This window comes from Methanoculleus sp., assembly GCF_020696975.1.
In the GTDB taxonomy this organism is placed as follows: domain Archaea; phylum Halobacteriota; class Methanomicrobia; order Methanomicrobiales; family Methanoculleaceae; genus Methanoculleus.
Genome location: NZ_JAJGBK010000003.1, coordinates 128461 through 154095, shown reverse-complemented (window position 1 = coordinate 154095; position 25635 = coordinate 128461). Strand labels below are relative to the sequence as shown.

Annotated in this window: 20 protein-coding genes and 1 tRNA gene; 15 read left to right on the top strand and 6 right to left on the bottom strand. The window is 59.9% G+C overall.

From position 1 onward, the window contains the following. Positions 1–171 precede the first annotated feature (171 nt). Genes QZ650_RS01030 through QZ650_RS01020 form a run of 3 tightly spaced genes read left to right on the top strand, consistent with a single transcriptional unit; the run spans position 172 to position 1875 of the window. Positions 172–336, top strand: coding sequence for a DUF2080 family transposase-associated protein (locus tag QZ650_RS01030; protein ID WP_074370073.1), 165 nt, complete (start codon positions 172–174; stop codon positions 334–336). A gap of 35 nt (positions 337–371) precedes the next feature. Continuing rightward, positions 372–1235: a site-specific DNA-methyltransferase gene (locus QZ650_RS01025; protein ID WP_074370072.1), complete on the top strand. Its 864-nt coding sequence runs from the start codon at positions 372–374 to the stop codon at positions 1233–1235. 16 nt (positions 1236–1251) lie between these two features. Continuing rightward, positions 1252–1875, top strand: a complete 624-nt coding sequence (locus QZ650_RS01020) for a hypothetical protein (RefSeq protein WP_143727251.1) — start codon at positions 1252–1254, stop codon at positions 1873–1875. A gap of 551 nt (positions 1876–2426) precedes the next feature. Here the strand turns inward: QZ650_RS01020 and QZ650_RS01015 are convergent. Continuing rightward, positions 2427–4070 (bottom strand): restriction endonuclease, encoded by a 1644-nt coding sequence (locus tag QZ650_RS01015; RefSeq protein WP_074370071.1) that lies wholly within the window; start codon positions 4068–4070, stop codon positions 2427–2429. 296 nt (positions 4071–4366) lie between these two features. Between QZ650_RS01015 and QZ650_RS01010 the strand changes: the two genes are divergently transcribed. The 5 genes from QZ650_RS01010 (at position 4367) to QZ650_RS00990 (ending at position 8918) form a co-directional block, all read left to right on the top strand. Then, on the top strand, positions 4367–5575 hold the full coding sequence (locus tag QZ650_RS01010) for an HD domain-containing protein (RefSeq protein WP_292520175.1): 1209 nt from the start codon (positions 4367–4369) through the stop codon (positions 5573–5575). A gap of 14 nt (positions 5576–5589) precedes the next feature. Then, positions 5590–6144, top strand: coding sequence for a UbiX family flavin prenyltransferase (locus tag QZ650_RS01005; protein ID WP_292520177.1), 555 nt, complete (start codon positions 5590–5592; stop codon positions 6142–6144). After that, positions 6137–7378 carry a UbiD family decarboxylase gene (locus tag QZ650_RS01000; RefSeq protein ID WP_292520179.1) on the top strand — a complete coding sequence of 414 codons (1242 nt, stop codon included), beginning with the start codon at positions 6137–6139 and terminating at the stop codon, positions 7376–7378. The genes QZ650_RS01005 and QZ650_RS01000 overlap by 8 nt, the downstream gene beginning before the upstream one ends. Then, on the top strand, positions 7379–8527 hold the full coding sequence (locus QZ650_RS00995; RefSeq protein ID WP_292520181.1) for an aconitase X catalytic domain-containing protein: 1149 nt from the start codon (positions 7379–7381) through the stop codon (positions 8525–8527). Positions 8528–8660: 133 nt separating this feature from the next. Beyond that, positions 8661–8918: a HEAT repeat domain-containing protein gene (locus tag QZ650_RS00990; protein WP_292520183.1), complete on the top strand. Its 258-nt coding sequence runs from the start codon at positions 8661–8663 to the stop codon at positions 8916–8918. A 16-nt stretch (positions 8919–8934) separates the two neighbouring features. Here QZ650_RS00990 and QZ650_RS00985 read toward each other — a convergent pair whose 3' ends face one another. Beyond that, entirely contained in the window at positions 8935–10011 is a 1077-nt protein-coding gene (locus QZ650_RS00985) for a heparan-alpha-glucosaminide N-acetyltransferase domain-containing protein (RefSeq protein WP_292522442.1), read from the bottom strand. A gap of 15 nt (positions 10012–10026) precedes the next feature. Between QZ650_RS00985 and QZ650_RS00980 the strand changes: the two genes are divergently transcribed. Then, the gene (locus tag QZ650_RS00980) at positions 10027–10476 is read left to right on the top strand and encodes a HEAT repeat domain-containing protein (protein WP_292520187.1); all 450 of its coding nucleotides are present in this window, start codon (positions 10027–10029) and stop codon (positions 10474–10476) included. 7 nt (positions 10477–10483) lie between these two features. On the opposite strand, the gene QZ650_RS00975 is transcribed toward QZ650_RS00980, so the two are convergent. Beyond that, on the bottom strand, positions 10484–11767 hold the full coding sequence (locus QZ650_RS00975; RefSeq protein ID WP_292520189.1) for an ArsB/NhaD family transporter: 1284 nt from the start codon (positions 11765–11767) through the stop codon (positions 10484–10486). Between the two features lie 217 nt (positions 11768–11984). Further along, complete coding sequence (locus tag QZ650_RS00970; RefSeq protein WP_292520191.1) at positions 11985–14720, bottom strand: HAD-IC family P-type ATPase; 2736 nt, start codon at positions 14718–14720, stop codon at positions 11985–11987. Positions 14721–14905: 185 nt separating this feature from the next. Between QZ650_RS00970 and QZ650_RS00965 the strand changes: the two genes are divergently transcribed. From QZ650_RS00965 to QZ650_RS00940, 6 genes are all read left to right on the top strand, one after another. Further along, on the top strand, positions 14906–15460 hold the full coding sequence (locus tag QZ650_RS00965) for a type 1 glutamine amidotransferase domain-containing protein (RefSeq protein WP_292520194.1): 555 nt from the start codon (positions 14906–14908) through the stop codon (positions 15458–15460). A gap of 57 nt (positions 15461–15517) precedes the next feature. Continuing rightward, complete coding sequence (locus QZ650_RS00960) at positions 15518–16720, top strand: HEAT repeat domain-containing protein (RefSeq protein ID WP_292520196.1); 1203 nt, start codon at positions 15518–15520, stop codon at positions 16718–16720. Between the two features lie 26 nt (positions 16721–16746). Then, positions 16747–17283 carry a HEAT repeat domain-containing protein gene (locus tag QZ650_RS00955; RefSeq protein WP_292520198.1) on the top strand — a complete coding sequence of 179 codons (537 nt, stop codon included), beginning with the start codon at positions 16747–16749 and terminating at the stop codon, positions 17281–17283. Between the two features lie 27 nt (positions 17284–17310). Beyond that, positions 17311–19176: a PAS domain-containing sensor histidine kinase gene (locus QZ650_RS00950; protein WP_292520200.1), complete on the top strand. Its 1866-nt coding sequence runs from the start codon at positions 17311–17313 to the stop codon at positions 19174–19176. Positions 19177–19314: 138 nt separating this feature from the next. Beyond that, on the top strand, positions 19315–23172 hold the full coding sequence (locus tag QZ650_RS00945; RefSeq protein ID WP_292520203.1) for a DNA-directed DNA polymerase II large subunit: 3858 nt from the start codon (positions 19315–19317) through the stop codon (positions 23170–23172). 100 nt (positions 23173–23272) lie between these two features. Next, positions 23273–23355: transfer RNA gene (locus tag QZ650_RS00940), tRNA-Leu, on the top strand. 106 nt (positions 23356–23461) lie between these two features. Here QZ650_RS00940 and QZ650_RS00935 read toward each other — a convergent pair. Then, positions 23462–24451 carry a hypothetical protein gene (locus tag QZ650_RS00935; protein WP_292520205.1) on the bottom strand — a complete coding sequence of 330 codons (990 nt, stop codon included), beginning with the start codon at positions 24449–24451 and terminating at the stop codon, positions 23462–23464. A gap of 14 nt (positions 24452–24465) precedes the next feature. Continuing rightward, positions 24466–25161: a metal-dependent hydrolase gene (locus QZ650_RS00930; RefSeq protein WP_083524863.1), complete on the bottom strand. Its 696-nt coding sequence runs from the start codon at positions 25159–25161 to the stop codon at positions 24466–24468. Positions 25162–25635: the final 474 nt, after the last annotated feature.

Sequence of the window (25635 nt, the reverse complement as noted above, 5' to 3'; positions counted from 1 at the left end):
AGCAGTATGCACACTCCAGTAGGTAGAATAATACATGCTCAAAACTAGGGCTAGGTCAATTCTATCCCCTGATTCCAAAACAACTTTCTCTCAAGATAGTAGAAGATTATTAACCTAATTGTGGCTATATAATAGCACAATGTATTTATTGTATGGCTACAATTTGAATTTATGAACGAACAAATGGAAATAAAAATAAACGGATTCCAAATATTAGAGAAAACTGTAAAAAATTCTGGAAACTCGGGTAGGGTGTACGTGCCAGTCGACTGGGTAGGGAAGCGAGTGAAAATAATCTTATTGGATCCTGTTACCAGTGACCCAACTACAGAGTAAGGCGTATTTTAACAGAAAAATGCAGGGAGCAGGTTATGACTGAGATCACCGAAGTAAATAGGATATATCAAATGGATTGTTTAGCAGGACTAAAGAAAATGAAGGATAACTCTGTAGACGTTATTGTGACATCACCGCCGTATAACATCGGCATCCAATATAATACCTATGAAGATAAAAAATCCGAGCAGGAATATCTCGATTGGCTGCATAAAGTTGCAATCGAGTGCAAACGGGTGATGAAGGATGACGGGTCTTTTTTCCTAAACATTGGAGGGACGCTCACAAATCCCTGGATCCCGATGAAAGTCGCTCTTGCATTCGAAGATTTGTTTGCCCTGCAAAATATGATTCACTGGATAAAGTCTATTGCCATACCTGGGGAGCAGGTTAAAAAATATGCGAAGTTCGATAAGGACATCGCCGTTGGTCACTATAAGCCAGTCAACAGCCAGAGATTTCATCATGACTGTCATGAGTTTATTTTCCACTTTACCAAAACGGGCACTGTAAAGCTCGATAAAATTGCGATTGGTGTTCCATACCAAGATAAGAGCAACATTAAACGATGGAAATCTCCTAATGGCTCAGATAAGCGAGACCGGGGTAATACATGGTTCATCCCCTATGAAACAATACAAGATTCACGACCGCATCCAGCGGTGTTTCCAACAAAATTACCTGAGATGTGCATTCTGGATCACGGGCTTGACCGCACAAGCTTGGTTTTAGATCCGTTCATGGGCATAGGGACAACCGCAGTTGCATGTGCCAGACTAGGTGTCAACTATATCGGCTTTGAAATAGATCCGACCTACATAGATATTGCAAACGCTCGTATACCATGTGGAGGCATCAAAACTGAAAGCAACTCAGGAGAAAGCTTTTTAGCCAGTTAACTAATATGGTCTATTGATGACCAAAATCCCCTCTTTTCAGGAATTACATTCTATGGTTGCCCAGATATCTGGAAAAGTTGCTTTCCCGGACCTAGTTGAAGGAACAACCGGTTTCAAAGTAGAAAAGTTAGATCCTGGGAATAATCCCGATGATTTAGTTCTTTTTAATGAGTTAGAAAAGGCTGCTCGTAACTTTATACGCTATATCGACAGAACTAGGACTCGATATCACGGTGAAAGACCAAATGATGTTGGTAAACAGTTTGAAGAAGTTTTTGTGGAAGAATTGAAAAAAACAACGTTGAAGCCAACTCAATTAAAAAAATCTGGCTATCCAGACATGAAAGTTGTTGATGCTTTCGGGAGAGTAACATATCTGGAGTCTAAAGTTGTCAGCAAGAACTGGGATAATGGTCTTCGTTCTTTTTATTATAGCACAGGAACCAAAATTGACTCCGACGCTAGGCACTTAGTAATTGCTTGGGATATTCGGGAAGAGAGGGAGAAATACTGGAAAGTGGCAGGTTACAAATTATGTGACCTCTATGCATTATCCAACATAAAAGTGAAGTTAGAATATAATTCTAGTAATGACGTATTATATACAGAAGAGATGGTTGTCTCAAGTTTTAATCTATAATAATTTATTCTACATCCTTTCTGCAACCCTTTTTTCTCTCTCCCGCCGCAACCCTGCATCATGACAGGCCAGCAGGTAACTATAACCTAGAAGCCCGAACTCTCCATCCTCATCCCCGAACTTAGCCTCCGGTGATCGCAATCGGTATCGGGCTGTACTGCCTCACTGACCCGATGTGGTTGTAAGCAGTCAGCGTTGCGGTGCTGGTCTGGGAGGCATCCATCCAGAGTCTGGGTGTACTGGGAAATTAGGGGGCAGTATTTGTAAGTTGCAGGCGCGGATGCATCGGAAGCCGGAGCTGGCCCAAAATGAATTAGAAGAGTAAATTAACTTGGGAACGTTTATCGGCCCGTAAGCTGACGCCCTGTATGCTTTGTCCCCTGATTAAGGCAGAATGTCTCCGTGAAGGTTGTGCGTGGTGGGAACCTGTCGATAAGAAGTGTGCAGTTCTGTTGCTGGCCTATACGACGGATATAGAGAGTTTTCTTGAAAAGAAGTTGGACAAACTATTCTAATACTTCGATATCATCCCTAAAATTCAGGTCTAAAAATTATTGGCAGTTCTTACATATTCTCGTCTTCCGCAGTAACCCCGATGTCGTGATACAACTCGGACAGACGGCCGCCCCGCACTTATCGCAGATCAGGGTATGGTTCGCTCCGTATGGCTTGTGACAGATCGGACATTCGACCTCGCAATCGGAGCAGAGCGGCTGGTGGCACCCCCGACAGATCTTACTCGCATGCTCTTTGCAGAACGTCTTGCCACATGAACTGCAGACCGAAGCGTGATCGCTACAGACCCATCTCCCGCAGACAGGACATTGAGAGATGTGCTCACTGCAATAGGCCTTGCCGCAAACCTCACATACGGCAGTGGTCTCTTTCTTGACGTTGATGGCACCGAGCTTGAAGTGCTGCGGGCAGTACTGGATGGTATTCTCAAGGACGGTCCCGGAGTGAGCGAAGACTTCTTTCGTGTAAATTGTGCCGAACGCGTTGAAATAAATCGCCCATTTGGGGACCAGAACCATTTCACTCTTGAAGAGTTTTATGTCGCTCCTTCGCGGCACGAACTTTCGGTGTCTTATGTCCAGAATGACATCCCCTTTTGCAGGGGTATACGCCATGTCCTGAGTATTCCTTGCCGTGATGTATTCGATTGTCGCTCTCTCTACCGTACGCTTGGTAACTTCGGGTTTCAGTTCGGTGATCTGATAGTCTGAACCGATCGTTATGGAGTATTCAGGGGAGGGCGAGAAGTCCATCACTTCCCTGAAGGTCTTGAGCGTTTGAACATTGTCGGCGCTCTGCTTCGAGGAACTCAGGGAGTTTAAGATGGAACCCCCTTTCTTGGCCTGCTTGTTGAGCACCTTGCCGTCGAGCAGATCGATGACGACCGTCCCGTCGTCGGAAAACCTATGAAGCTTCTTGGTCGGATCGTAGACCCGGGCTTTGAAGGTATACGGGACTTTGACGTAGGGATGGAAAGTAAGCCGGGCGCTGCTTACCTCGACCAGATGTTTGTTTTGCAGCGGCAATGTCGTCACCATGAGGTAATCGGACTTGATAGACAGAGCGGATCTTAACGTCAGTCGCTCTCCCTGCCGGCTGACTCTGCCGGCAGAGACAGCGAACCACTTTTCCATGATGTCTTCGTGACCGAGGGTCTCGATGTTCCTGCTCTCTGCGAAGTTCTGGGCATCAAGCGTGAAGTCGTTGAAAGCGGCGAAGACACCACGCCAGCCAGGACCGAGGTCATCAAGTTTCTTGGAGAAGTCCCGGATCTCTTTGATGCCGACTGCGGATGTAAAATTCTTGCACTCGATAGCGACCTGCTCTTTCCTTCTCCTAGCGATGACATCGATCTCGTTTGTATAGCCGCCTTGCCCGGGCATCCTGACCCGCCGTTCGGTCTTGTAGCCCTCCGCTTGGTAAATTGAATCGACAATCTCTTCCAGCTTCGTCCCAAGCTCGTAGGCGTTCACGGGTGACGGGGTAACTTCTTCCGGGTATTCCTCTTCCGACCAGTCGATAGGCTTTGACCAGTCATCGTCTGTAGAGGGTTGGATCTGGGTTCCGGCGGTGGCAATGGGTGTCAGCGTTCCCTGTATCAGTCCGGTGCCGCACTCAGGGCAAAACTTTGCATTAATGCTTTGTAACGGCGTCCCGCACTCGGGACAAAACTTTGGCATAGTTATTCACATAATCTGACTCCTTGTACACCTCCTTTAAGGTAACGAAATGAACTTATGGTCATTAATCTCGAAAAAAGGCAAACCAACCGTGTTTTGAGGGGGGACTCATCACAGATCATCCACAGAACGCATAATTTATCTATGCGGCCTTTTCCTGCCGGAGCGTCCTACCCCGCCGCCTGAACGCTCCACCCCCACACCCACACCACGCTCCCGCCGAAAGAAAACCACCCTCCACCCTGCGCATTTCCAAATACCTTTATCACCACTCTCCCAAGAAGTTAACAGAACGGATGAAGATCATCAAGGATCCGGTCCACGGCTACGTCGAGGCGGACGCGACGGCCCTCCGGCTGCTGGATTCGCCGGACGTCCAGCGGCTCCGCCACGTCTCCCAGCTCGGCTTCGCGAACCTCGTCTATCCCGGCGCAAACCACACCCGGTTCGAGCACTCGCTCGGGGCGATGCACCTCGCCGGCCTGATGTGCCGGGAGCTCGGCCTCGATGAGGGGGAGACAAGACTCGTCACCACGGCTGCTCTCCTCCACGACATCGGCCACGGCCCCTTCTCCCACGTCACCGAGCCGGTGATGGAGGAGCTCACCGGGAGGAGCCACCACCAGATCGACCACCTCGTCCGGGAGGGGGCAACCGCCGGGATCCTCGAGGATGAGGGGATCAGCCCCGCCGAGGTCTGCGCCGTCGTCTCCGGAGAACACCGGCTCGCGAGCATCATCCACGGGAGCCTCGACGTCGACCGGATGGACTACCTGATGCGGGACGCCCACTACACCGGCGTGCCCTACGGGACGGTCGACGCCCACCGGCTGATCCGGTCGACGATCCTGACCGCATCCGGTGTCGCGCTGTACGAGGGCGGGATCAACGCCGCCGAGTCGCTCCTCATCGCCCGGACCCTGATGCGCCCGGCGGTCTACTTCCATCACGTGAGCCGGATCGCGACGAGCATGTTCGTCCACGCCCTCCGGGAGGAGGCGAAGAACGTCCCCGGCACGGACGCCCGCGAACTCGTCCGGATGGACGACGCTGCCTGCATGGAGCGGCTGAAGCACTCCCCGCACCCCATCACCCGCGACCTTGCCCGCCGGGTCTACGCCAGGGACCTCTACAAACGGGCGCTCTACGTCGGCGAAGACCGGGTGAACGCCGCCGCCCTCCAGCAGGACCCCGGCCCCGCCCGGGAACGGGACCTCGCCCGGGCGATCGCCGAGACCGCAGGGGTCCCGGAAGACGAGGTTCTCGTGGACATCCCCCGGCTCCCGCGGGCCCTCTCGATGGAGGTCCGGGTCAGGAACAGCCACGCGATGGTGGATATCGAGGAGGTCTCTCCCCTCATCAACACCTTAAACGACACCCGGCGGCAGCAGTGGCGGCTCGGGGTCTACACCACCCGGGAACACCGGAACGCCGTGGAGCAGGCGGCGATGGAGGTGCTCCGGGTGAAGCGGGCGACAAAACAGGATAAACTCGTAGTGACATAACGTATGAGGAGCGCATGACAAAGGAGTTCGTCGTCGGGGTCACCGGGGCAAGCGGGGTCGTCTACGCCCGCCGCCTGCTCGAGGTGCTCTGTGAAGAGGCAACGGTGCATATCGTCATATCCGATACCGCCCGGCAGATAGCCGGGATCGAGCGCGTGGATCTGGACGGGTTCGACGCCATATATGCCGAGAACAGCAACCTCGCGGCCGATATCGCGAGCGGATCGTTTTGCTACGACGGGATGGCGATCGTCCCCTGCAGCATGAAGACACTTGCCGCGGTCAGCAACGGCCTCGCCGACAACCTGATCGGCCGGGCCGCGGACGTCTGCCTCAAGGAGAGGCGGCCTCTCCTCCTCCTCCTCCGGGAGATGCCGCTCTCCCGGATTCACTTAAAAAACATGCTTGCCGCCGACGAGGCGGGCGCGACCGTGATGGTCGCAAGCCCCCCCTTCTACCAGAACCCCGAGACGATCGACGACCTCGTCGATATGGTGGTGGCCCGGGTGCTCGACCACATGGGGGTCAGACACAACCTCGGAACCCGATGGAGCGGATACGATGCGTGACTTTATTGAACGGATGCGGGAGCAGGGCAGGGTCGAGGAGATCGAGCGGCCCTGCTCGACCGTCTACGAGGCTCCCCGTATGGCGAGCCGGACCGATAAGATCCTCTTCTTCCACGACCTCGACGGCCACCGGGGGGTGATGAACCTCCTCGGGAACCGCCAGGCGCTTGCAGCGGCGCTCGGCGTCGACGAGAAGGACCTCGTCCGGCACCTTGCGGGCATGACCTACAACGGCCGCGTCGTGGATGCCGGGCGGCTCGAGGGCGGCGTTCCTGCCGACCTCTCGCGCATCCCGGTCATGAAGCACTTCCCGGGGGACGCCGGGCGCTACTTCACCTCCGGGATCGTCTTCTCGCGCTACGACGGCGTCGAGAACGCCTCCATCCACCGGATGATGGTCCTTGACGACAGGAGAGTCGTCGCCCGCCTGGTGGAAGGGCGCCACACCCATACCCTCCTCAAAACAGCCCTCGCCCGGGGAGAGAAACTCCCGGTCGCGGTCACCGTCGGGACCCATCCCCTCGTGACGTTCGCCGCCTGCACCCGCGTCCCGGAAGGCAAAGAGTTCGCCTACGCCGCGGAGTTGATGGGCGGGGAACTTGCCCTGCGGGAGTGCGCAAACGGCGTCCGGGTCCCCGACGCCGAGATCGTCCTCGAAGGCTACATCACCGTCGAGAAGGCGCCGGAAGGACCGTTCGTCGACATCACCGGGACCTACGACCCCGTGCGCCAGCAGCACATCATCGAGTTCACCCGGATGTACTGCAAGGAGGACCCGATCTACCACGGCATCCTTCCGGCCGGCGACGAGCACAAACTCCTGATGGGTGCCCCCTATGAGCCGAAGATCTACCGCGCTGTGGCTGAGGTGACGACGGTGCGTGACGTCCTCCTCACAAAAGGCGGCGCGGGCTACCTCCACGCGGTCGTCCAGATCAGGAAGAATACGCAGGGCGACGCGAAGAACGCCATTATGGCGGCGTTTGCCGCCCATACCTCGTTAAAGCACGTCGTCGTGGTCGACGAGGACATCGATATCCGCGATCCCCATGACGTCGAGTACGCGATCGCGACACGGGTCCGGGGGGATACCGACATCATGGTCGTCACCGGTGTCCGGGGCTCGTCGCTCGATCCGACCCGCCTCGCCGACGGGACGAACGTGAAGGTCGGGGTCGATGCCACGATGGTTATGGGGCGCGAGGACGAATTCAAGAGAGCGGAGTGGCTGTAAGTGTATCTGGAGAAAGACGACGAAAGGGTGCTCGCCGGCGAGTTCGGCGAGACACGCCAGAAGATGATGGAGATCCTGGTCGCGCTCGGCGGGGTGTACGGGGCCGAGAGGCTCGTCCCGATCGCGAGCGCCCAGGTGAGCGGTGCGTCCTACAAGACCATTGGGAGATGGGGGCTCTCCTGGCTGCAGAGCCTCAACGCCCGGGTGGTCGTCCCGACGGTCTTAAACCCCATCGGTATGCCGCAGGACAGGTGGCAGGAGTTCGGGATCGAGGAAGAGTTCGCCGCCCGCCAGACGGAGGTCGTCGAGGCCTACCGGCGGCTCGGGATCAAGATCGAGTGCACCTGCACGCCCTACTACCTCCGCATCACGGAGTACGGGGAGCACCTGGCCTGGTCGGAGTCCTCGGCGGTCGCCTACGCGAACTCGGTCCTCGGCGCCCGGACGAACCGCGAAGGCGGACCGAGCGCCCTTGCGGCGGCGATCATCGGAAAGACCCCGTACTACGGGCTCCATATCGTCGAGAATCGGCGGCCGCAGGTCGTCGTCGAGGTCGAGAGCGGGGCTAACCACTGGGGCGCTATCGGTTACGTGGCGGGCAAGAAGGTGGGGAACCGGATCCCGATCTTCACGGATATCCGGCCGAACCGCGACCAGTTAAAGGCGCTCGGCGCCGCGATGGCCGCGACCGGGGCGGTCGCGCTCTTCCACGTCGATAAGATCACCCCCGAGACCCGGGTCTTCAACTTCCCGACCGACGACCTCGACCGGGTGACAGTGAGCGGCGACGAGGTCCGGGCCCTCTTTGAAGAGAAGGAGGTCGAGGCGGTCGCGGTCGGGTGCCCGCACTGCTCGGCGGACGAACTCCGGGAGCTTGCGGACCTTCTCAAAGGAAAGACGACGACAAAGCCCCTCTATATCTTCGCCGCCCGGGGGGTTGCGGCGGCGAATCCCGACCTTGTTGCCGCGATCGAGAAGAGCGGCGCCCGGGTGATTACGGACACCTGCATGGTCGTCTCGCCCCGGATGGACGAGTTCGGCTCGATCATGGTCGACTCGGGGAAAGCCCTCGCCTACGTTCCCGGGATGTGCGGCGCGCTCGCCCGGATCGGGACACGGAAAGAGTGTGTCGAGGTCGCGACGTCGTAAGAAGGGGAAGAGCGGTCCGCTTCCCCCTGTCAAACTCTTTTGTGCGGTGCTTGAACTCCGGCCCTTCGGCCCGTCGCAACGTTCTTAATGTGAAAGAGGCATAGATGCGCGTATCGGCCGAAAAGGGGGATGTATGACAGAGAGGAAAGATATCGATGCCATGCGGCGGAGGCGGGATATCGACGGGCTGGTAGAGGCGCTCTCGGACCCCGAGGAGATCGTGCGGCTGACCGCCGCCGAAGCCCTCGGGCTCGTCGGGGACGAACGGGCGCTCGAGCCCCTGGAACGACTGAAGTTCTCGGACTCCGACGCGGGCGTCCGGCGGGCCGCATCCGCCGCCCACACCCAGGTGGTGGGGAGGCTTGCCGGCCGGAAGGCTGCGGGGGGCTGACCCCGGACGCAGACGGTCAGCTCCCGATCAGGAACCGGACAAGGAACGGCTGCCCGCGCCAGGACGTCCTGACATGCCGGAGAAGGTACGCAAGAAGGATCATGCCGGCAAAGAGAACCAGGTACGTTGCCATGTACGCCGGTAACGGCAACTGGATCAGGAGGGGTTCGACCACTTTTACGATGATGGCGTAATGGACGATGTAGATGGCCAGCGAGCATTCTCCGGCCGCCCGCAGGGGATCCATGAGCGCATACTGCCCGCGGAGATGATCGAGAACCGTCAATCCCAGGGGAATGAGACCGGCAGAGAGAAGTAAGAGGCCGGTGGCCGGCGGGTAGAAGAACTCCACGTAACCTTCACGGATATACTGCGCACCGGGAAAGAGCGTCCAGAGGGCTGCCCCGGCAAGCACGAGCCCGAAGCCGTAAAGGCCTTCGTTCTGGAACCGGAACCGCGGCAGGGTCCGGTCTCTCCAGCGGTGCACCCCCACCTCGGCACCGAAGAGGGCGACGGCAAGCCAGGGGAAGACCGGGAACCAGCCGTCCACAAACCAGGCCCGGACGACGTCGAGAGGCGCCGGGAAAGGGTCGTCGGAGATGGAGAAGGGCACGAGCGTGACGTAGGGGGTAACGATAGCCTCCTCCGAGTAGCCGAACCCCGCGTGCAGGAGAGGCGTTATGCAGACGATTGCAACGATGACAGCCCAGCGTTTCCGCTCCGGGAGGCCAAGGTAGAGGTAGGCGAGCGGGAGCGAAAGGCCGATGAGGTAGAGGACCTCCATGTCGAGGAACGGGACGCAGTCGAATACCAGCAGGTGAAGGAACACCCCGGCAAGGATGACGAGCCCGCCCCTCGTGGCCATATACGAGAGGGGCCTGCCCTTGCCTGTTCGGGAGAGGGCAACCATCATTCCGGCGAGGCCGATAAAGAGCGGGGCCGCAAGAGAGGAGAGGAAGCGGTACCAGCCCGGGGCCGGCGGCAGGAGGAGCGCCGGCGTGAGGTTCGCCATGATCATGAGCGTGATCGCGAGACCGCGAAGGATGTCGACGGGAATATCGCGAAAAGAGCCGGTTTTGGCAACTGATTTCACGGACGGGGGGTCCATATGTTATGTAAATCGTTTTGGCGAAATAAGATTGTGCATTTTACCCGGACGGGCGGAGGTCTCCACCCCGGCCCAAAATCAGCCCACTACAGGAGGCCGGGACCCTCCCGGCAAGGCTATATACCGCCGGGACGCCTACGCGAGAGCGATCAGGAGGTTATCATGGCGACCATTGATGATATCGACACCATGCGGGATGCCCGGGACGTCGACGGGCTGATCCGGGCACTCCAGGACCCTGACGAGTACGTCAGGGCGCAGGCGGCCCTCTCCCTCGGAACGATCGCAGACCCGAAGGCACGAGAGCCGCTCGAGAGGATGCGAGAAGAGGACCCGAGCGCATCGGCCCGGGAGGCGGCCGCGACCGCGTACAAGTGGGTGGTCGGCCGGATCCAGGAGGTCGAGGCCGCCCGGGGGAGCCTCGAGTCCAAAATCCCGAAGACCTGGTAAGGCCGGCTCACAGGACGACGAAGTTGAGCCAGAGGAAGGCTGTCCCGATCGCCACCGTGACGAAGAGCACGAGCATTCCGACCTTCAAAAACTCCACGAACGATATAGTGAGGCCGTTCCGTGCGGCGATCCCGAGGACGACGACGTTTGCCGACGCCCCGATGACCGTGCCGTTCCCGCCGAGGCAGGCCCCGAGCGAGAGCGCCCACCAGAGCGGGTAGATATCCATCGCCCCGCTCATGCCCTGGATCAGGGGGATCAGGGTGGCGGTGAGCGGGATGTTGTCGACGATGGCTGAGGCGATGGCGGCGAACCAGGCGATGATCAGGATGGCCTCGCCTTCTGAATGGACGTTCTCGACCACGAACCCGGCGACGCTCGCGATGACCCCGGTCTGGACGAGGGCCCCGACGACGACGAAGAGCCCGCCGAAGAAGAAGAGGGCCGGCCACTCGATCTTCTCAAATATCTCCTCAGGCGACTGCCTGCTCCAGAAGAGAAGGATGGACGCGCCGATCAGGGCGACGAGGGCGGGTTCCAGACCGAGCTGGTCGTGGATGAAGAACATCCCGATGACGAGCGCGATGACGACGACCGATTTCTTGAAGAGGGACCGGTCGCGGATCGCCTCCTGCTCCTTTAATTCCGCAAACGTCCTCTCGATCCCTTCCTGCTCGTCGGGCGAGACGTGAAGGTCCTTTCTGTAGATGAAAGCGAGCAGCCCCAGGACGACGACGAGGTTGACAACCATCATCGGCGCCATGTTGATGATGAACTCGTTGAACGTCAGGCCGGCGGCCGATCCGATCATGATGTTCGGCGGATCGCCGATCAGCGTCGCCGCCCCGCCGATGTTCGAGGCGAATATTTCAGCAATCAGGAAGGGCATCGGACTGGTCTTCATGACGCTTGCGACGTAGAGGAGCATCGGAGTGATGAGGAGGACCGTCGTGACGTTGTCGAGGAACGCGCTGGCGATGCCGGTCACGAGCGAGAAGAGCAACAGCACCCGCATAGGACTCCCTTTCGCAAGTTTCGCCGTCTTGATAGCGATGTACTCAAAAAGACCGCTGCCCCGGGCGGTGTTGACGATGATCATCATCCCCATCAGGAGGAAGATGGTGCCGAGGTCGATGTACTCCGGGATCATCTCCCACGGGACGATATGGAGAAGGACGATGATCGATGCGCCGAGCATCGCGACCACCGCACGGTGGATCCGCTCGTCGATGATGAGCGCGTAGGTGAAGAGGAAGACCGCGACGGCGATCAGTTCCGGGCCGACGATCATGCTCCGCCACCCCGGCGACGGTAGAGGCCCGGTGCGGCAGGGCACGGTATGAGAGACTGAAAGATAAACATAGAACTCCCCGAAAAGGACAAATTGTAGAATTCAGGTAGGCCCGGTCTTCCCATAATCATGCCGGTTTATGCTGCCTCTATGGAGGGAAAAAACCGCCGTTTCGGCGCTGCACCCCCGGAGATCGGCAGGGTGCCGGCAGAAAGGTTCAGGCCGGTACGGGAGGCGTTTCGTCCTCCCTCCCGGCCCGGAGCCGGATGATCTTGTAGGCCTCCCCCGCAATCAGGACCGGCAGCCCGAGCAGGGCGAGCAGCCCCCAGTCGGCCAGGGTCAGCGGCGCGGTCCCGAGGAAGATGTTGAAGATCGGGACGTAGACGACCAGTGCCTGGAGGGCGAGGCTCCCGAGGATCGCGAGGAGCAGGTAGGGGTTTGAGAAGAACCCGACCCGGTAGAGAGGGTAGCGGAACGACCGGAAGTTCAGCACGTTGTAGAGCTCGAAGATGATGAGACCGGTAAACGCCATCGTCCGCGCCCGGTCGAGGTCGACCTCGTGGAGCCCGGAGAAGACGTAGATGGTCAGCAGACCGAGCCAGACCCCGAGGATGAGGATGACGAGGTAGGCGTTGCGCGTGAGAATGGCCTCCGCGGGGTCCCGCGGCCGTCTCTGCATGACGTCCCGCTCGGCGGGCTCGAGGCCGAGGGCGAGGGCGGTGAGGCCGTCGGTGACCAGGTTTATCCAGAGGATCTGGACGGGGATGAGGATGAGGGGCAGGCCGAGGAGGAGCCCGCCGACGATCGCGACGAGTTCGCCGACGTTCGAGGAGAGGAGGTAACGGGTGAACCGGCTGATGTTGTCGTACTCCCGCCTCCCTTCCTCGACGCCGGCGACGATGCTTGCGAAGTTGTCGTCCACGAGCACCATGTCGCTTGACTCCTTTGCCACATCCGTCCCCTTGATCCCCATGGCTATACCGATGCTCGCCTTCTTCAACGCCGGAGCGTCGTTGACGCCGTCGCCGGTCATGGCGATGACCGCCCGGTTCCGGGAGAGGATATCGATCACCCGGAGTTTGTGCTCCGCCGTGACCCGGGAGAGGACCTTCGTCGTCCGGAGACGCCGTTCGAGTTCGTCGTCGTTCAGGGCCTCGAGTTCGGCCCCCGTCAGCGCCCCCTCGCTCGGGAGCCCGAGGCCCCGGGCGATGGCGTAGGCGGTCAGCGGGTTGTCGCCTGTTATCATGATCACGTCGATCCCGGCGCTCCGACAGAGCCGTATCGCCTCCGCCGCCTCCGGGCGTGGAGGGTCGACGATCCCGGCGAACCCGAGAAAGATCAGGTCCTCTTCCACCGCATCCTCGGTCAACTCGATGCCGGCCGGGAGCGGGCGGTATGCCGCCCCGAGCAGCCGGAGTCCCTGCGACGCGTACTCTTCAATCTCGGCAAGAAGCGTCTTGCGAAGGTCGTCCGTGAGCGGCACGGCCAACCCCTCGCGGAGCAGCCGGGACGACCGGGCGAGGAGCACTTCCGGCGCCCCTTTCACGTAGGCGACGTCCCCTTCCGCCTCCCGGTAGACGATCGTCATCCGTTTCCGTGTGGAGTTGAACGAGAACTCCTTCACCGCCTCCGGGGCATCATCACGGGAGAGGCCGGCCTTCGTCGCCGCGACGACGAGCGCCCCCTCGGTCGGCGTGCCGAAGATCCGCCACCCTCCCTCCTCGAGGACAAGGGTTGCGTGGTTGCAGAGGAGGACGGTTCTGAGGAACTGCCGGAGCCCCGGGTCAGTGAGGGGGTCGACAGGTTTTTCCTCAACGAGGAATTCGCCCATCGGGAGATACCCGGCCCCGGTCACCTCGGCCTCCGTATCAGGCGTCCTCACCCTGACGACCGCCATCTCGTTCCGGGTGAGGGTCCCCGTCTTGTCCGTGCAGATGACCGAGACCGCACCGAGCGTCTCCGACGCCGGCAGGTGGCGGATCAGGCAGTTTCTCCGCATCAGGTTCTTGATCCCGAGAGCGAGCGTCAGCGTCACGACCGCCGGGAGGCCTTCCGGGATCACCGCCACCGCGAGCGAGACCCCGACGAGGAACATCTCAAGGAGACCCCGCTGCTGCAGGAGGCCGACGATGACCACGAGAACGGCTGTGCCGATGGCGATCAGCCCGAGGTCGCGGCCGAGGCGGTCCATCTGCCGGGCAAGCGGGGTCGTCTCGTCCGCGACCCGCTGAGAGAGGCCGGCGATCATACCGAACTCGGTCTTCATCCCGGTGGCGACCGCGATCCCCCGCCCCCGCCCGTTGACCACCGTCGTGCCTGCAAAGACCATGTTGCTCCGCTCGGCAAGCGGGGTCCCGGCGGGAAGCGACCCCGGCGCCTTGTCGACAGGCGTCGACTCCCCGGTCAGCGGGGCTTCGTCCACCTCAAGCGACGTCGCCTCCGTGATGAAGAGGTCGGCGGGCACCTTCTCTCCCATCTCGAGGACGACAAGGTCTCCCGGGACGATCGCGGAGGCCTCGATCTCCTGACCCTCCCCGCCGCGGACGACCACGGCGTGCTGGACGAGCATCTTCCTTAAGGCCTCGATCGCCTCCCCTGCCTGCCACTCCTGGGAGAACCCGAGCAGGGCGTTCAAGACGACGATGATCAGGATTGCCGCGGCATCGATGGCCTCGCCGACGAGGAACGAGACGGCTGCCGCGATGATCAGGATGACGATGAGAACGCTCTTGAACTGCCGCAGGAAGACCTGAAGACGGGTCTCCCGGGCCTCCTCCTGGAGAACATTCGGCCCGTAACGTTGCAGCCGCACCTCGGCTTCTCCCGGAGATAGGCCTGTTGGGCCGGTGTCGAGTCTTTGTTCGATCTCCCCGGCGGAGAGGGTGTGCCACCCGGGGAGAGACCCTCCTTCTGCGCTCGGGCCCCCCTCCGGGCTTTGATTCGACACGGCCATACACTTCCGGTTCTGCACCGGGCTATAAAAAGATATAGAGATCGCCCCAACGCGCACGAGAAGGCCTCAATGGCGGCCGGGATGGGCGGGCAGCGGGACCGGGGCCGGCCATCCGGCAACATTATATCTCCCGGCCGAACCGATCCGGTGCCGGGTCGGCAGTCCGGCCCGGGGAGGTATGGACAATGAGCAGGATAGCGGTCCTGATTACGGATATGTTCGAGGATGTCGAGTATACGCGACCGGCGGCGGCGTTCCGGGAAGCCGGCCACGAACTCGTCCACGTCGGCCTCTCCGCAGGAGAGACCGTCCACGGGAAGAAGGAGCAGACGCCGGTCACGATCGACCGGGCAGCCTCAGACGTAACGCCGGAAGACTTCGACGCGCTCTTCATACCGGGCGGCTACTCGCCCGACAAACTCCGGGCCCACGACGAGCCCGTCGAGTTCGTCCGCCGGTTCGTCGAGAGCGGGAGACCGGTCTTCGCCATATGCCACGCGCCGCAGCTTCTGATCAACGCGCAGGTGCTCCGGGGCCGCAAGATCACCGGCTGGAAGTCCGTTGCCCAGGACATCAGGAACGCGGGTGCGGAGTACATCGACCGGGAGGTCGTGATCGACGGCAACCTGGTCTCGAGCCGGCAGCCAGAGGACATCCCGGCGTTCGTCGGGGCGTCGCTTGACATGCTCGCCAGGACCGGCGGCGGGAAGGCCAGGCCTGCAGCGCCACAATCGCGGTGAGGGCGAGACCCCGCCGCACAAACTCTTTATGGGTGCGGCCCGCATCCACTCATAAGGATGAGTCCTGCAGGTCTGCCAGATACACCGGCATGGGGCAGGCTTGCAATCATTGTTCTCGCCACGGCGCTCTCTGTTCTCCTGGGTCTCCTGATTGATGCCGGCGTTGCGTATATCCACTTCTTCTACCCGGTGATCGTCCTCGCCGCATTCTGGTACGGGAGGCGCGCGGTATACCCGGCGATTCTGCTTGCTCTCCTCAGCGTCGCCATCGAATACACGCTCTCCGGCCCCCCGGGAGCGGGCGCCCTCGTGGGTGCGGGGGTCTTCATCCTCGTCGCATACCTCCTCGGCTACCTCTTCGAGGTCGCGGGGCGGCGGCGTGCCGACGGCCTGCACCTCCGTGTCGGTGAGCCCGACGCAGCCGCGTGCGACCGGAGCACAAGGAGACTGATCGCCCGACTCTCGAGCAGGGACCCAGAGAAGCGCTACCAGGCAGCCGGGTGTCTCGGGGATGCGGGAGAGACCGCCGCGGTCGGGCCGCTCGCCGCCCTCCTCTCGGACCCCGAGAGCGGCGTCCGCTGGAAGGCGACGGAGGCGCTCGGCAAACTGGGTTCCCCGGCCGTCGGACCGCTCACCGAGAGCCTGCGCGCCGGAAACGTCGACGTCCGGTGGATGGCTGCGGTCGCTCTCGGCGATATCGGCGACCCCGCGGCGGTCCCGGCGCTGATGGAGGCGCTCGACGACGAGGACGCCTACGTCCGGAGCCGGGTGGCCCTCGCACTCGGGGCTATCGGCGAGCCTGCGCGGGAGAGGCTCATCGCGGCCCTCTCTGCCGGAGATACCCGCGTCCGGCGGGGGGCGGCGCTGGCGCTCGGGAGCATCGGGGGTGAGAGGGCAGTCACGGCCCTCATCGGCGCCCTCCGCGACCCTGATGGGGAAGTGCGGCAGCGAGCCTCGGGTGCGCTCGGGGATATCGGTGATCCTGCCGTCCCCGTCCTTCTTGCCGCGCTCCGGACGGACGAGAGGGAGGTGAGAGAGGCGGTGGTCGCCGCGCTCGGCCGGGTCGGGAGGTCTGCCGTTGAGCCACTCATTGCGGCGCTCGGTGCCGATGACCGGCGCGTCCGCACGGGGGCGGCGGCGGCCCTCGGGGAGATCGGCGATCCCGGTTCGGTCGATGCCCTGATCTCGGCCCTGAACGATGAGGAGGAGGCGGTGCGCGAGGCCGCCCGGGAAGCACTCGGAGCCGTCAGGAAGACATAACACCAGCGAAGGAGCACCTGAACGCTATGACTGAAGAGACCCGGATTAGTGAACTGGTTGCCGACCTCAGGCGCGGTCCTCTCGCGGCGCGCCGGGCCGCGACCGCCGAACTCGGCGAGCATGGAGAGGCAGCCGTCAGGCCGCTCATCGCCGCGATGCAGGATGGCGATAACGACGTCCGGTGGTATGCCGCGCGGGCGCTGGTGCAGATCGGCGAGCCTGCAATCGACCCGCTCCTCGAGGCGATGCGTGCCGGAAGAGACCGGGACTTCCGGCGCTACGCGACGGCGGCCCTGGTGGGGATGGGGGAGGTCGCCGTTGAACCGCTCGTCGGTATCATCGAGAGCGCCGACCCGGATCTCCAGCCGTTCGCCGCGATGGCCCTCATGAGGATCGGTGAGGCGGCGGTTGAACCGCTCCTCCGCCTGATGAAGAGCCCTGACCCGAAGACGCAGGAGCGGGCTGCGCTTCTCCTCTGGAAGATGGGAGAGCCGGGCGCCACCCCACTCACCGAAGCACTGGAAACCGCCAGGGATGCGGGCCGATCCGTGAACAATAAATGATCCAAAAGCCCTCAGATTCTAAGTCTGATGGCACCTCATGTGGCAGAACCTCCCTCCCGGTTCCTGCGGGAAGGGCTCTCCGGGAACTCCCGGGCAGTACTGATTACAGGCATCGCACTTACTGCAGTCCTCATCACCGCGCTCGTGGAGCCCCCCGGAACCGGCCTCATCCTCTGGCCCCTCCTCTTCATCTCCGCCATACTCGCCGGTTACCACTACCACGAGAGGGGGATTGTCGTCGCTACCGTCTTCGGGCTGGCCGGGCTCAGTATCGTCTCGCTCCGGGCATACCCCGACCTGACCGCACCCCTCCCGGCGGCGCTCCTCCCCTTCGTCGGCATGATTGCTCTCGCGTCGCTCGCCTCAACCATCGGGTACTCAACCCGCCGCCGGGAGAACATGCTGCGGGGGCCCGGCGGGGCGTTCCTTCTTCGAAGCGAGAACAGGACGATTGCTGATCTGAACCGTGAATTCGCGGATATCCTGGGATATACGAGAGATGACCTGCAGAACCTGCCGGTATCAAGCATCTGGCCCTCTACCGAAGACCACGAACGGTTCTTCGCCATGGTAAAGCCGGGGGAGCAGGTCGGCGTTATCGAGACGGAATTCGTCGGCCGGGACGGAGCATCCCGGTGGTTCGCCCTCTCGGGGCTCTACCTCGACCGGGCCACCATAGCCTGCCGGGTCTCGGAGATCACCCGGTACAAAGAGATGGAGGAGACCCTGAGCGCCGAGCGCTGCCGCCTCTTCTCGGTCCTGGACACCCTTCCTGCCTACGTCAGCCTGCAGGGAGAGGACCACACGTTCAGGTTCACCAACCGGGCGTTCCGGGAGATCTTCGGCGACCCTGAAGGCAGACCCTGCTACGAGGTCCAGCAGGATTCTCCCACACCCTGCAACCCCTGCCGGGGAGCGCCGGTCTTCACCCGCAAGAGCTCGCAGCAGTGGACGTGGAGCCACCAGGACGGGAAGGCCTACGAGGTCCACGCCTACCCCTTCACCGACACGGACGGGTCGAACCTGATGCTGCAGCTCGGTGTCGAGATCACCGAACGCGTCCAGACTGAGAAGGCGCTCGAAGGGTTTACGAAGAACCTCCAGGCGAAGAACCAGGAACTGGAGACGCTGAGAAGCGAACTCTGTGTCGTCAACCAGGATCTTGACGTGATCGTCAGGGAACGGACCGCCGACGTGGAGAGACTCCTCACCCAGAAGAACGAGTTCATATCGCAACTCGGGCACGACCTCAAGGCCCCCCTGACCCCGCTGGTCGCGCTCATGCCCCGGATCCTGCAGCTGGAGCAGGACCCGGCGCTCCGGCGCCTCCTTGAGATCACCGGCAGCAACGTCACCTACATGAAGGACCTGGTCGAGAAGACCCTGCGGCTGGCTCATATGAACTCCCTGCACGTCGAACTCGACCTCGAGCCGCTGAACCTGCGCGCCGAACTGAAGAACGTCCTGAGGAACTACGCCGTCCCGTTCAAGGCACGGGCCATAACCGTCAACACCCGTGTCCCGACAGGGCTCATCGTCAGGGCCGACCGTGTCCTCCTTGGCGAGGTCTTCGACAACCTGATCGCCAATGCGGCAAGGAGCATGCCGAACGGGACCGGGACGATCAGCATCAGCGCCGCCCGCGAAGAAGGGGTCGTCATCGTCGCGGTCAGCGATTCCGGCGTCGCCATGACTCCCGGGCAGTTCGAGCGGGTCTTCGCCGAGTATAAGAGGACCGAACCCTCCCGGCACGACCTCGAGTCTCCCGGCCTCGACCTCGCCATCTGCAGGCGGATCGTCGAGCGGCATGGAGGCCGGATATGGGCCCGGAACTCCGGGGAGGGGACGGGGTCGACGATCTTCTTCTCCCTTGAGGCTGCGGACGGCCTGTGAGAGGGGGATGTATTCCGCACGGTTAAAACGCCTGGATTCGAGATATCTCAGAAATCTGCCTCTTTTCACAGGCCGCCGGGGCCGGCCCCGCACGCGGCCCCGAGCTCTCTAAATGCGTGAAAGACCCATACTTCATGTATGGAGGTCTCACCTGCTACCGCCCGGTACCTCGACGGACTCGAGGCCGGTCTTGAGTCCGCAATGGCGCTTGCCGCTGCCGCACGGGCCCGTGGACTCGACCCGACGACGGCGATCGAGATCCCGATAGCAAGCGACCTCGCCGACCGCGTGGAGGCGCTCCTCGGCTACAAAGGGATCGCGGCCCGGATCCGGGAACTCGAAGAGACAATGTCGCGAGAAGAGGCGGCGCTCCGGATCGGCGACGATTTTGTGGCCCGGAAATTCGGCGAGACGACGCCTGAAGAGATCCTCGACCACGCCATCCGGGGAGCGATGGCGCTCCTGACCGAAGGCGTGGTGGCCGCCCCGACGGAGGGGATCGGGAAGGTCAGCCTCGGGAAGAACGACGACGGGACGGAGTACTTAAAGATCTACTACGCGGGCCCCATCCGGAGTGCCGGCGGGACGGCGCAGGCGCTCTCGGTCCTGGTGGGCGACTACGTCCGCCAGGCGCTCGGGATCAACCGCTACATCCCCCGCCCGGAGGAGGTGGAGCGCTACATCGAGGAGATCCGGCAGTACAACAACATCATGAGCCTGCAGTATCTCCCGAGCGAGAAGGAGCTCCGGATGATCATCGAGAACTGCCCGGTCTGCATCGACGGCGAACCGACCGAGCAGCAGGAGGTGAGCGGCTACCGGAACCTGGAGCGGGTGGAGACGAACACCGTCCGGGGCGGGATGGCGCTCGTCGTCGCCGAGGGGCTCGCCCTGAAAGCCCCGAAAGTCTTAAAGAACGTCCGGAAAATGAAGATGGAGGGATGGGACTGGCTGGAGGTGATGATCGGCGGCGGCCCGAAGACCAGCGACGACGATAAGGGCGCCGCGATCAAGCCGAAGGACAAGTACATCCGGGACCTGATCGGCGGCCGGCCGGTCTTTTCGTACCCGATGCGCAAGGGCGGGTTCCGGCTCCGCCTCGGCCGGGCGCGGAACACCGGGTTTGCGGCCGCGGGCCTGAACCCGGCGACGATGCATATCCTCGGGGATTTCCTCGCGGTCGGGACCCAGATGAAGGTCGAACGGCCGGGAAAGGCGGCGGGGATCGTGCCCGTGGACTCGATCCAGGGGCCGACGGTCAAACTCCGGAGCGGCGAGGTCCTCCGGGTCGACGACGCGGCGGAGGCCAAACGGATCGCAGGAAAGATCGAGGAGATCCTGGACGTCGGCGAGATCCTGATCAGTTTCGGGGAGTTCATGGAGAACAACCACCCCCTGATGCCCCCGAGTTACTGCGAGGAGTGGTGGCGGCTCGAAGGGGGGACGCGGCGGCCGGCAAACGAACTTGAGGCGATCGAGTTCGCACTCGAGGGGGTCCCACTCCATCCCGACTACACCTACATGTGGGACGACGTCGCCCCGGCCGATATCGCCCTCCTTGCGGACGCGGTCAGCACCGGCGGCAGGGTCGAGGACGGGGTGCTGATGCTCGAGAACACCCCGGAGGTGAAGGCAGTCCTCGAGGAACTCCTGGTCCCCCACCGCCTTTCGGGGGACCGAATCGCGATCGGCGAACACCTGGTGCTGCTCGCCTGCCTCGGCCTGACGCTCCAACTCGAAAAGCGGCCGGCGTGGCAGGACGCCCCGATGGAGAACTCGCTCGACCTCGTGATGCACCTCTCGGGCTTTACGGTCCGCTCGAGGGCCGGGACCCGGGTCGGCGGCCGGATGGGGCGGCCGGGGAAGTCGAAACCGCGGGAGATGAAACCGCCGCCCCACTCGCTCTTCCCCATCGGGGACGAGGGCGGGTCGCGCCGGTCGTTCCAGGCGGCCTGCACCTCGAAACCCCGGTCGAACACCGACGGCGGCGTGATCGAGGTGGAGGTCGGCGAGCGGCGCTGTCCCGCCTGCGGCGCCTTCACCTACAAGAACCTCTGCGAATGCGGGGCGCACACGGTCCCGGTATTCCGGTGCCCAAAGTGCGGCAAGGACGTCGGGCAGGATGTCTGCCCCCGGTGCAACATGCCGACGGCCTGCCTCCAGAAGGTCTCGATCAACGTGAAGAGCGAGTACGCGGCGGCGCTCGCGCACCTCGGGGTGCGTGAGTCGGCGATCCCGCTCCTCAAGGGCGTCAAGGGGCTGATCTCCCGCGAACGGCCGGTGGAATCCATCGAGAAGGGGATCCTCCGGGCGTTGCAGAACCTTTATGTCTTCAAAGACGGGACGGTCCGCTACGACATGATCGACCTTCCCCTGACCCACTTCCGGCCGGACGAGGTCGGCGTCCCCGTCGAGCGGCTCCGGGAACTCGGCTACACCCACGATACCTACGGCCGGGAACTCGTCAGCGCCGACCAGGTGCTGGAACTCCGCCACCAGGACATCCTTGTCTCGGAGGGCTGCGGAGAGTGGCTCGTGCGGGTCGCGAAGTTCGTCGACGATCTCCTGGTCCGGGTCTACGGGCTCGAGCCCTTCTACCGGGCGGAGAAGCCGCTTGACCTGGTGGGGCAGCTCCTGATGGGGCTTGCGCCGCACACGAGTGCCGGGGTCCTCGTCCGGCTGATCGGGTACTCGAAGGCCCCGGTCGGCTACGGCCACCCGTTCTTCCACGCAGCAAAACGGCGGAACTGTTTCTCCGGCGAGACGGAGATCACCGTCTCGGGCGGCCGGGGGTGGACGACGGTCCCCATCCGGCAGTTCGTCGTGGAGAACTTTGATGTCGCAAAGCCGGGGATCGACCACGTGGGGACGTTCTACTCCGACCCCCGGCAGCCGTATTTTGTGAAGAGCATCGACCCGCAGGGAAAGGTCAGCATCAAAAAGGTCACTTCCGTCTCAGTCCACCGGGCCCCGGCGCACCTCATCCGGTTCGCGACGAAGCGGGGGAAGATCCTTACGGTCACGCCCGATCACGCGATGCTCGTCTGGGATACCGACTACCTCCGGAAGATCCGGGCGCTCGAGGTCGCGGTCGGCGACCGGGTCCCGGTGGAGGAGGGCGGGCTCGTCGTGGCGGACGAGGTCGTCTTCCGCGAGACCGTCCAGGCGCTCGACGACCGGGTCTACTGTCTGACGGTCGCCGATAACCATACGCTGATCGCAAACGGCATCTTTTGCGGGCAGTGCGACGGCGACGAGGACTGCGTGATGCTCCTCCTCGACGGGCTGATCAACTTCTCCCGCGCCTACCTCCCCGAGACCCGGGGCGGGACGATGGATGCGCCGCTCGTCCTGACCACCCGGATCGACCCGGCGGAGGTCGACAAGGAGAGCCTGAACGTCGACGTCTGCGACCATTACCCGATCGAGGTCTACAACGGCTGTCTCACCTACACCCACCCAAAAGACCTCGACAAGTACGTCGACCGGGTGGAGCGGCGGCTCGGCACCCCGGCCCAGGTCGAGGGGTTCCTCTTCACCCACCCGACATCGAACATATCGGCGGGGCCGCTCGAGTCGACCTACACGAAACTCGGCTCGATGCTCGACAAACTTGAGGCGGAACTCGACCTCGCAAAGAAGATCCGTGCCGTGGACGAGGACGACGTTGCCGAGCGGGTCCTGAACACCCACTTCATCCGCGACCTCCAGGGGAACCTCAACGCCTTCTCGAAACAGAAGGTGCGGTGCATGAAGTGCAACGCGAAGTACCGGCGGATGCCGCTTGCCGGGAAGTGCACGCGTTGTGGGGGGAACGTCATTCCGACCGTCCACGAGGGTTCGGTGAAGAAGTACCTGGAGATGTCGCGCAACATATGCGCGACCTACGCGATAACCGAGTACACGAAGCAGCGGGTGGAGGTTCTCTTCATGCAGATCGAGTCGACCTTCGGCGAGCCCCCGGAGAAGCAATTGGGGCTTGCGGATTTCATGTAGAGGAGCCGCCCGGCGCCGGAGGCCGTCCGGGATCGGGTCTTCGTCCGGCGGGGCCGGCCGCCATCAAGCTCATTACTTTTGAGGTTCAAAAGGTACAGGCGCGAGTGTTACCGAGCGGCCAAAGGTGATCGACTCAAGATCGATTCTCGAAGGAGTTCGCAGGTTCGAATCCTGCCACTCGCATTTTTTGGGTGGGTTATAGGTCAGTAGTGAAAGTGCATTCTCACATGTGAAATCATGTGATTCTGAAAAGTTACTTGAAGGACAGTACACTCTTATTACATCATTTTCAACTGCTACCTTTGGCTTCCCTGTACAGATTAATAATATACATCGAAAAATACTTCTGGTACCCATAACGCTGATATTTCGCAAATTTTTGCGAATATGTGTTAAAGAAAGACTCCATTTCGCCTCCAAATTTTTGTTCAAGATCAATATCTTGAACCGGAGAATCCAGAGAGATTTCTATCCACTTTATTAAAAATTGATACATATGAAAGTAATATTTAAGGAGATCTTCAACTTCGTACTCCTTGCCATCAAGGCGGACAATTTTATTTTTTTCCGAATCGTAAAACAAATTTGAATGTGAGATCTTATTCCGAATAGATTTAGGATCGCTATTATTTCCAAAAATAGAATTGTTGTTAGGAGGCATCCCGAGAATTGCCTGAAGAACGCCATTGATCATCCCGGGTAGTGCATGGTCGTGATACTCATCTCTTTTAACATCCTCTCGAAATTTCACAATTCTTCTGTCGTTATTATTGATCGAATCATCATCTAGTATAACTGCAAATAGTCGCCTGTCCGTCATATGCAAAATTAACTCGAATGTAGTACTAAAGAGCCAAATAAACACGCTAATCTGAATTGTTTGAGGTATTTCCCCCCATTTTTCTTCTAGTTCTCCAATTACTTCTGTTAGGTAAACTAATGGCCCAGAAATTTCTAGAAAATCTTTTACGGGGGATTGCGAAGTTTTTGCTACCAAATTTAGAATCTTTTTATCATCTTCTGTTATTAAGTCACAATACTTTCCCTCCAAATAATACTTATCTGAAACGAGGCGGTTAAAGAACACCTCAATATTTTCATAGTTAAGACATTCGGCCATATTATTTGATGCTTTTTTAAAAAAGTATGAAACGATTATTGGTTGTTTTGAATATAGTGCCCGTTCAAATTGTTCCATAAACTTTTGCTTAAATATTTTCTCTGGGATAACGATACCATCTTGCCTCAGCAAATGTTTGGCTAAACTAGGTTTTTCCATTCTGTCCCCTCAAATCAACGCCTATATTGCCGTTTCGCAGATGATTTGGACATTATGTAGATAGTAACCCATGCAATAGTGAATATCAGGATAGAGAAAGGTGCAACCTGAAGTGGTTCAAACCTGAAATGCTGTTCGGCTATCATTATGCCAACAGCCAATACGATCAAGCCTGTGGAATACTGTTCTGGGCGTTTATCTTGGTGATCTCTGGTACTGATTCCACCTCCAAACCAATGTTTACTATACGGCATTAACGGACAAATTCCACTTTTCGTGCAGCAATCCTCAAATATGTGGAAAAGCCCCCCAAAAGACAACCCAATTGTGAAAAATAGCAGAAGGACGTTCCAGAATCCAAGGACGGCAAGGCCAAGGTTAATAATTACTGCAAGTATGGATGTGTAAACGGCCAAACCTAGGAATGTATGCATAGACCCTCTGTGTGATGGATTGAATGGCTGACGGAGAAGATAGAACACATATCCCGTAAGCGGGAAAACAACTGGCCTCATTATTAGACTGAAAAATTTCGCAATTCCATCCATATAGTGTAATTTTGAATCTGCAGCGTCAGTATCTGGTAACAGTGATCCAATTATCGTTCCTGCGATGAAAATCGTAACCGACACAGGCGCGGATAAAAACCAAGGTGCTGTGAGTAGAAGTCCACTTCCAATACTGATAGAGATATGATGTTTACCTAGCATTGACACACCCGGCGTTCAGTCTCTCAACTATTGCCAATAAGGGAGATAGTTCGTATATGCGTTTCGAATTTATATTTTCAAATTGTAAACTGCAATTTCAATTACTTGAGCAAATTGTAGGCAGAAATGTGGAGGAAAGTTGTTTCTATATTAAAATCCCCCTGTGGAAGGATGGAAAGAGAGTCCCCTTCCGGCAAAGATATCTTGATCACTAACTTAAGCTCCTCTATCCTGCAAACACCTGCTCACATAGTTGTCATGTGAAAGAAATCGTTGCAGCTGATCCAAACTACTTGCGCATCCTGTACCGACCCATTATCTGACCTTTTGTGCCATTCTTTGTCGTTCTTTGGCGGATACGGTAGTCCGCATGAGTCTTGGGGTTATTAATTCTCTCATTAGCCATTATTCCTCACCTTTTAGATAATGGCCTTATTCCCACTCAGATATTAAATACTTTTTCAAACGTGCTAA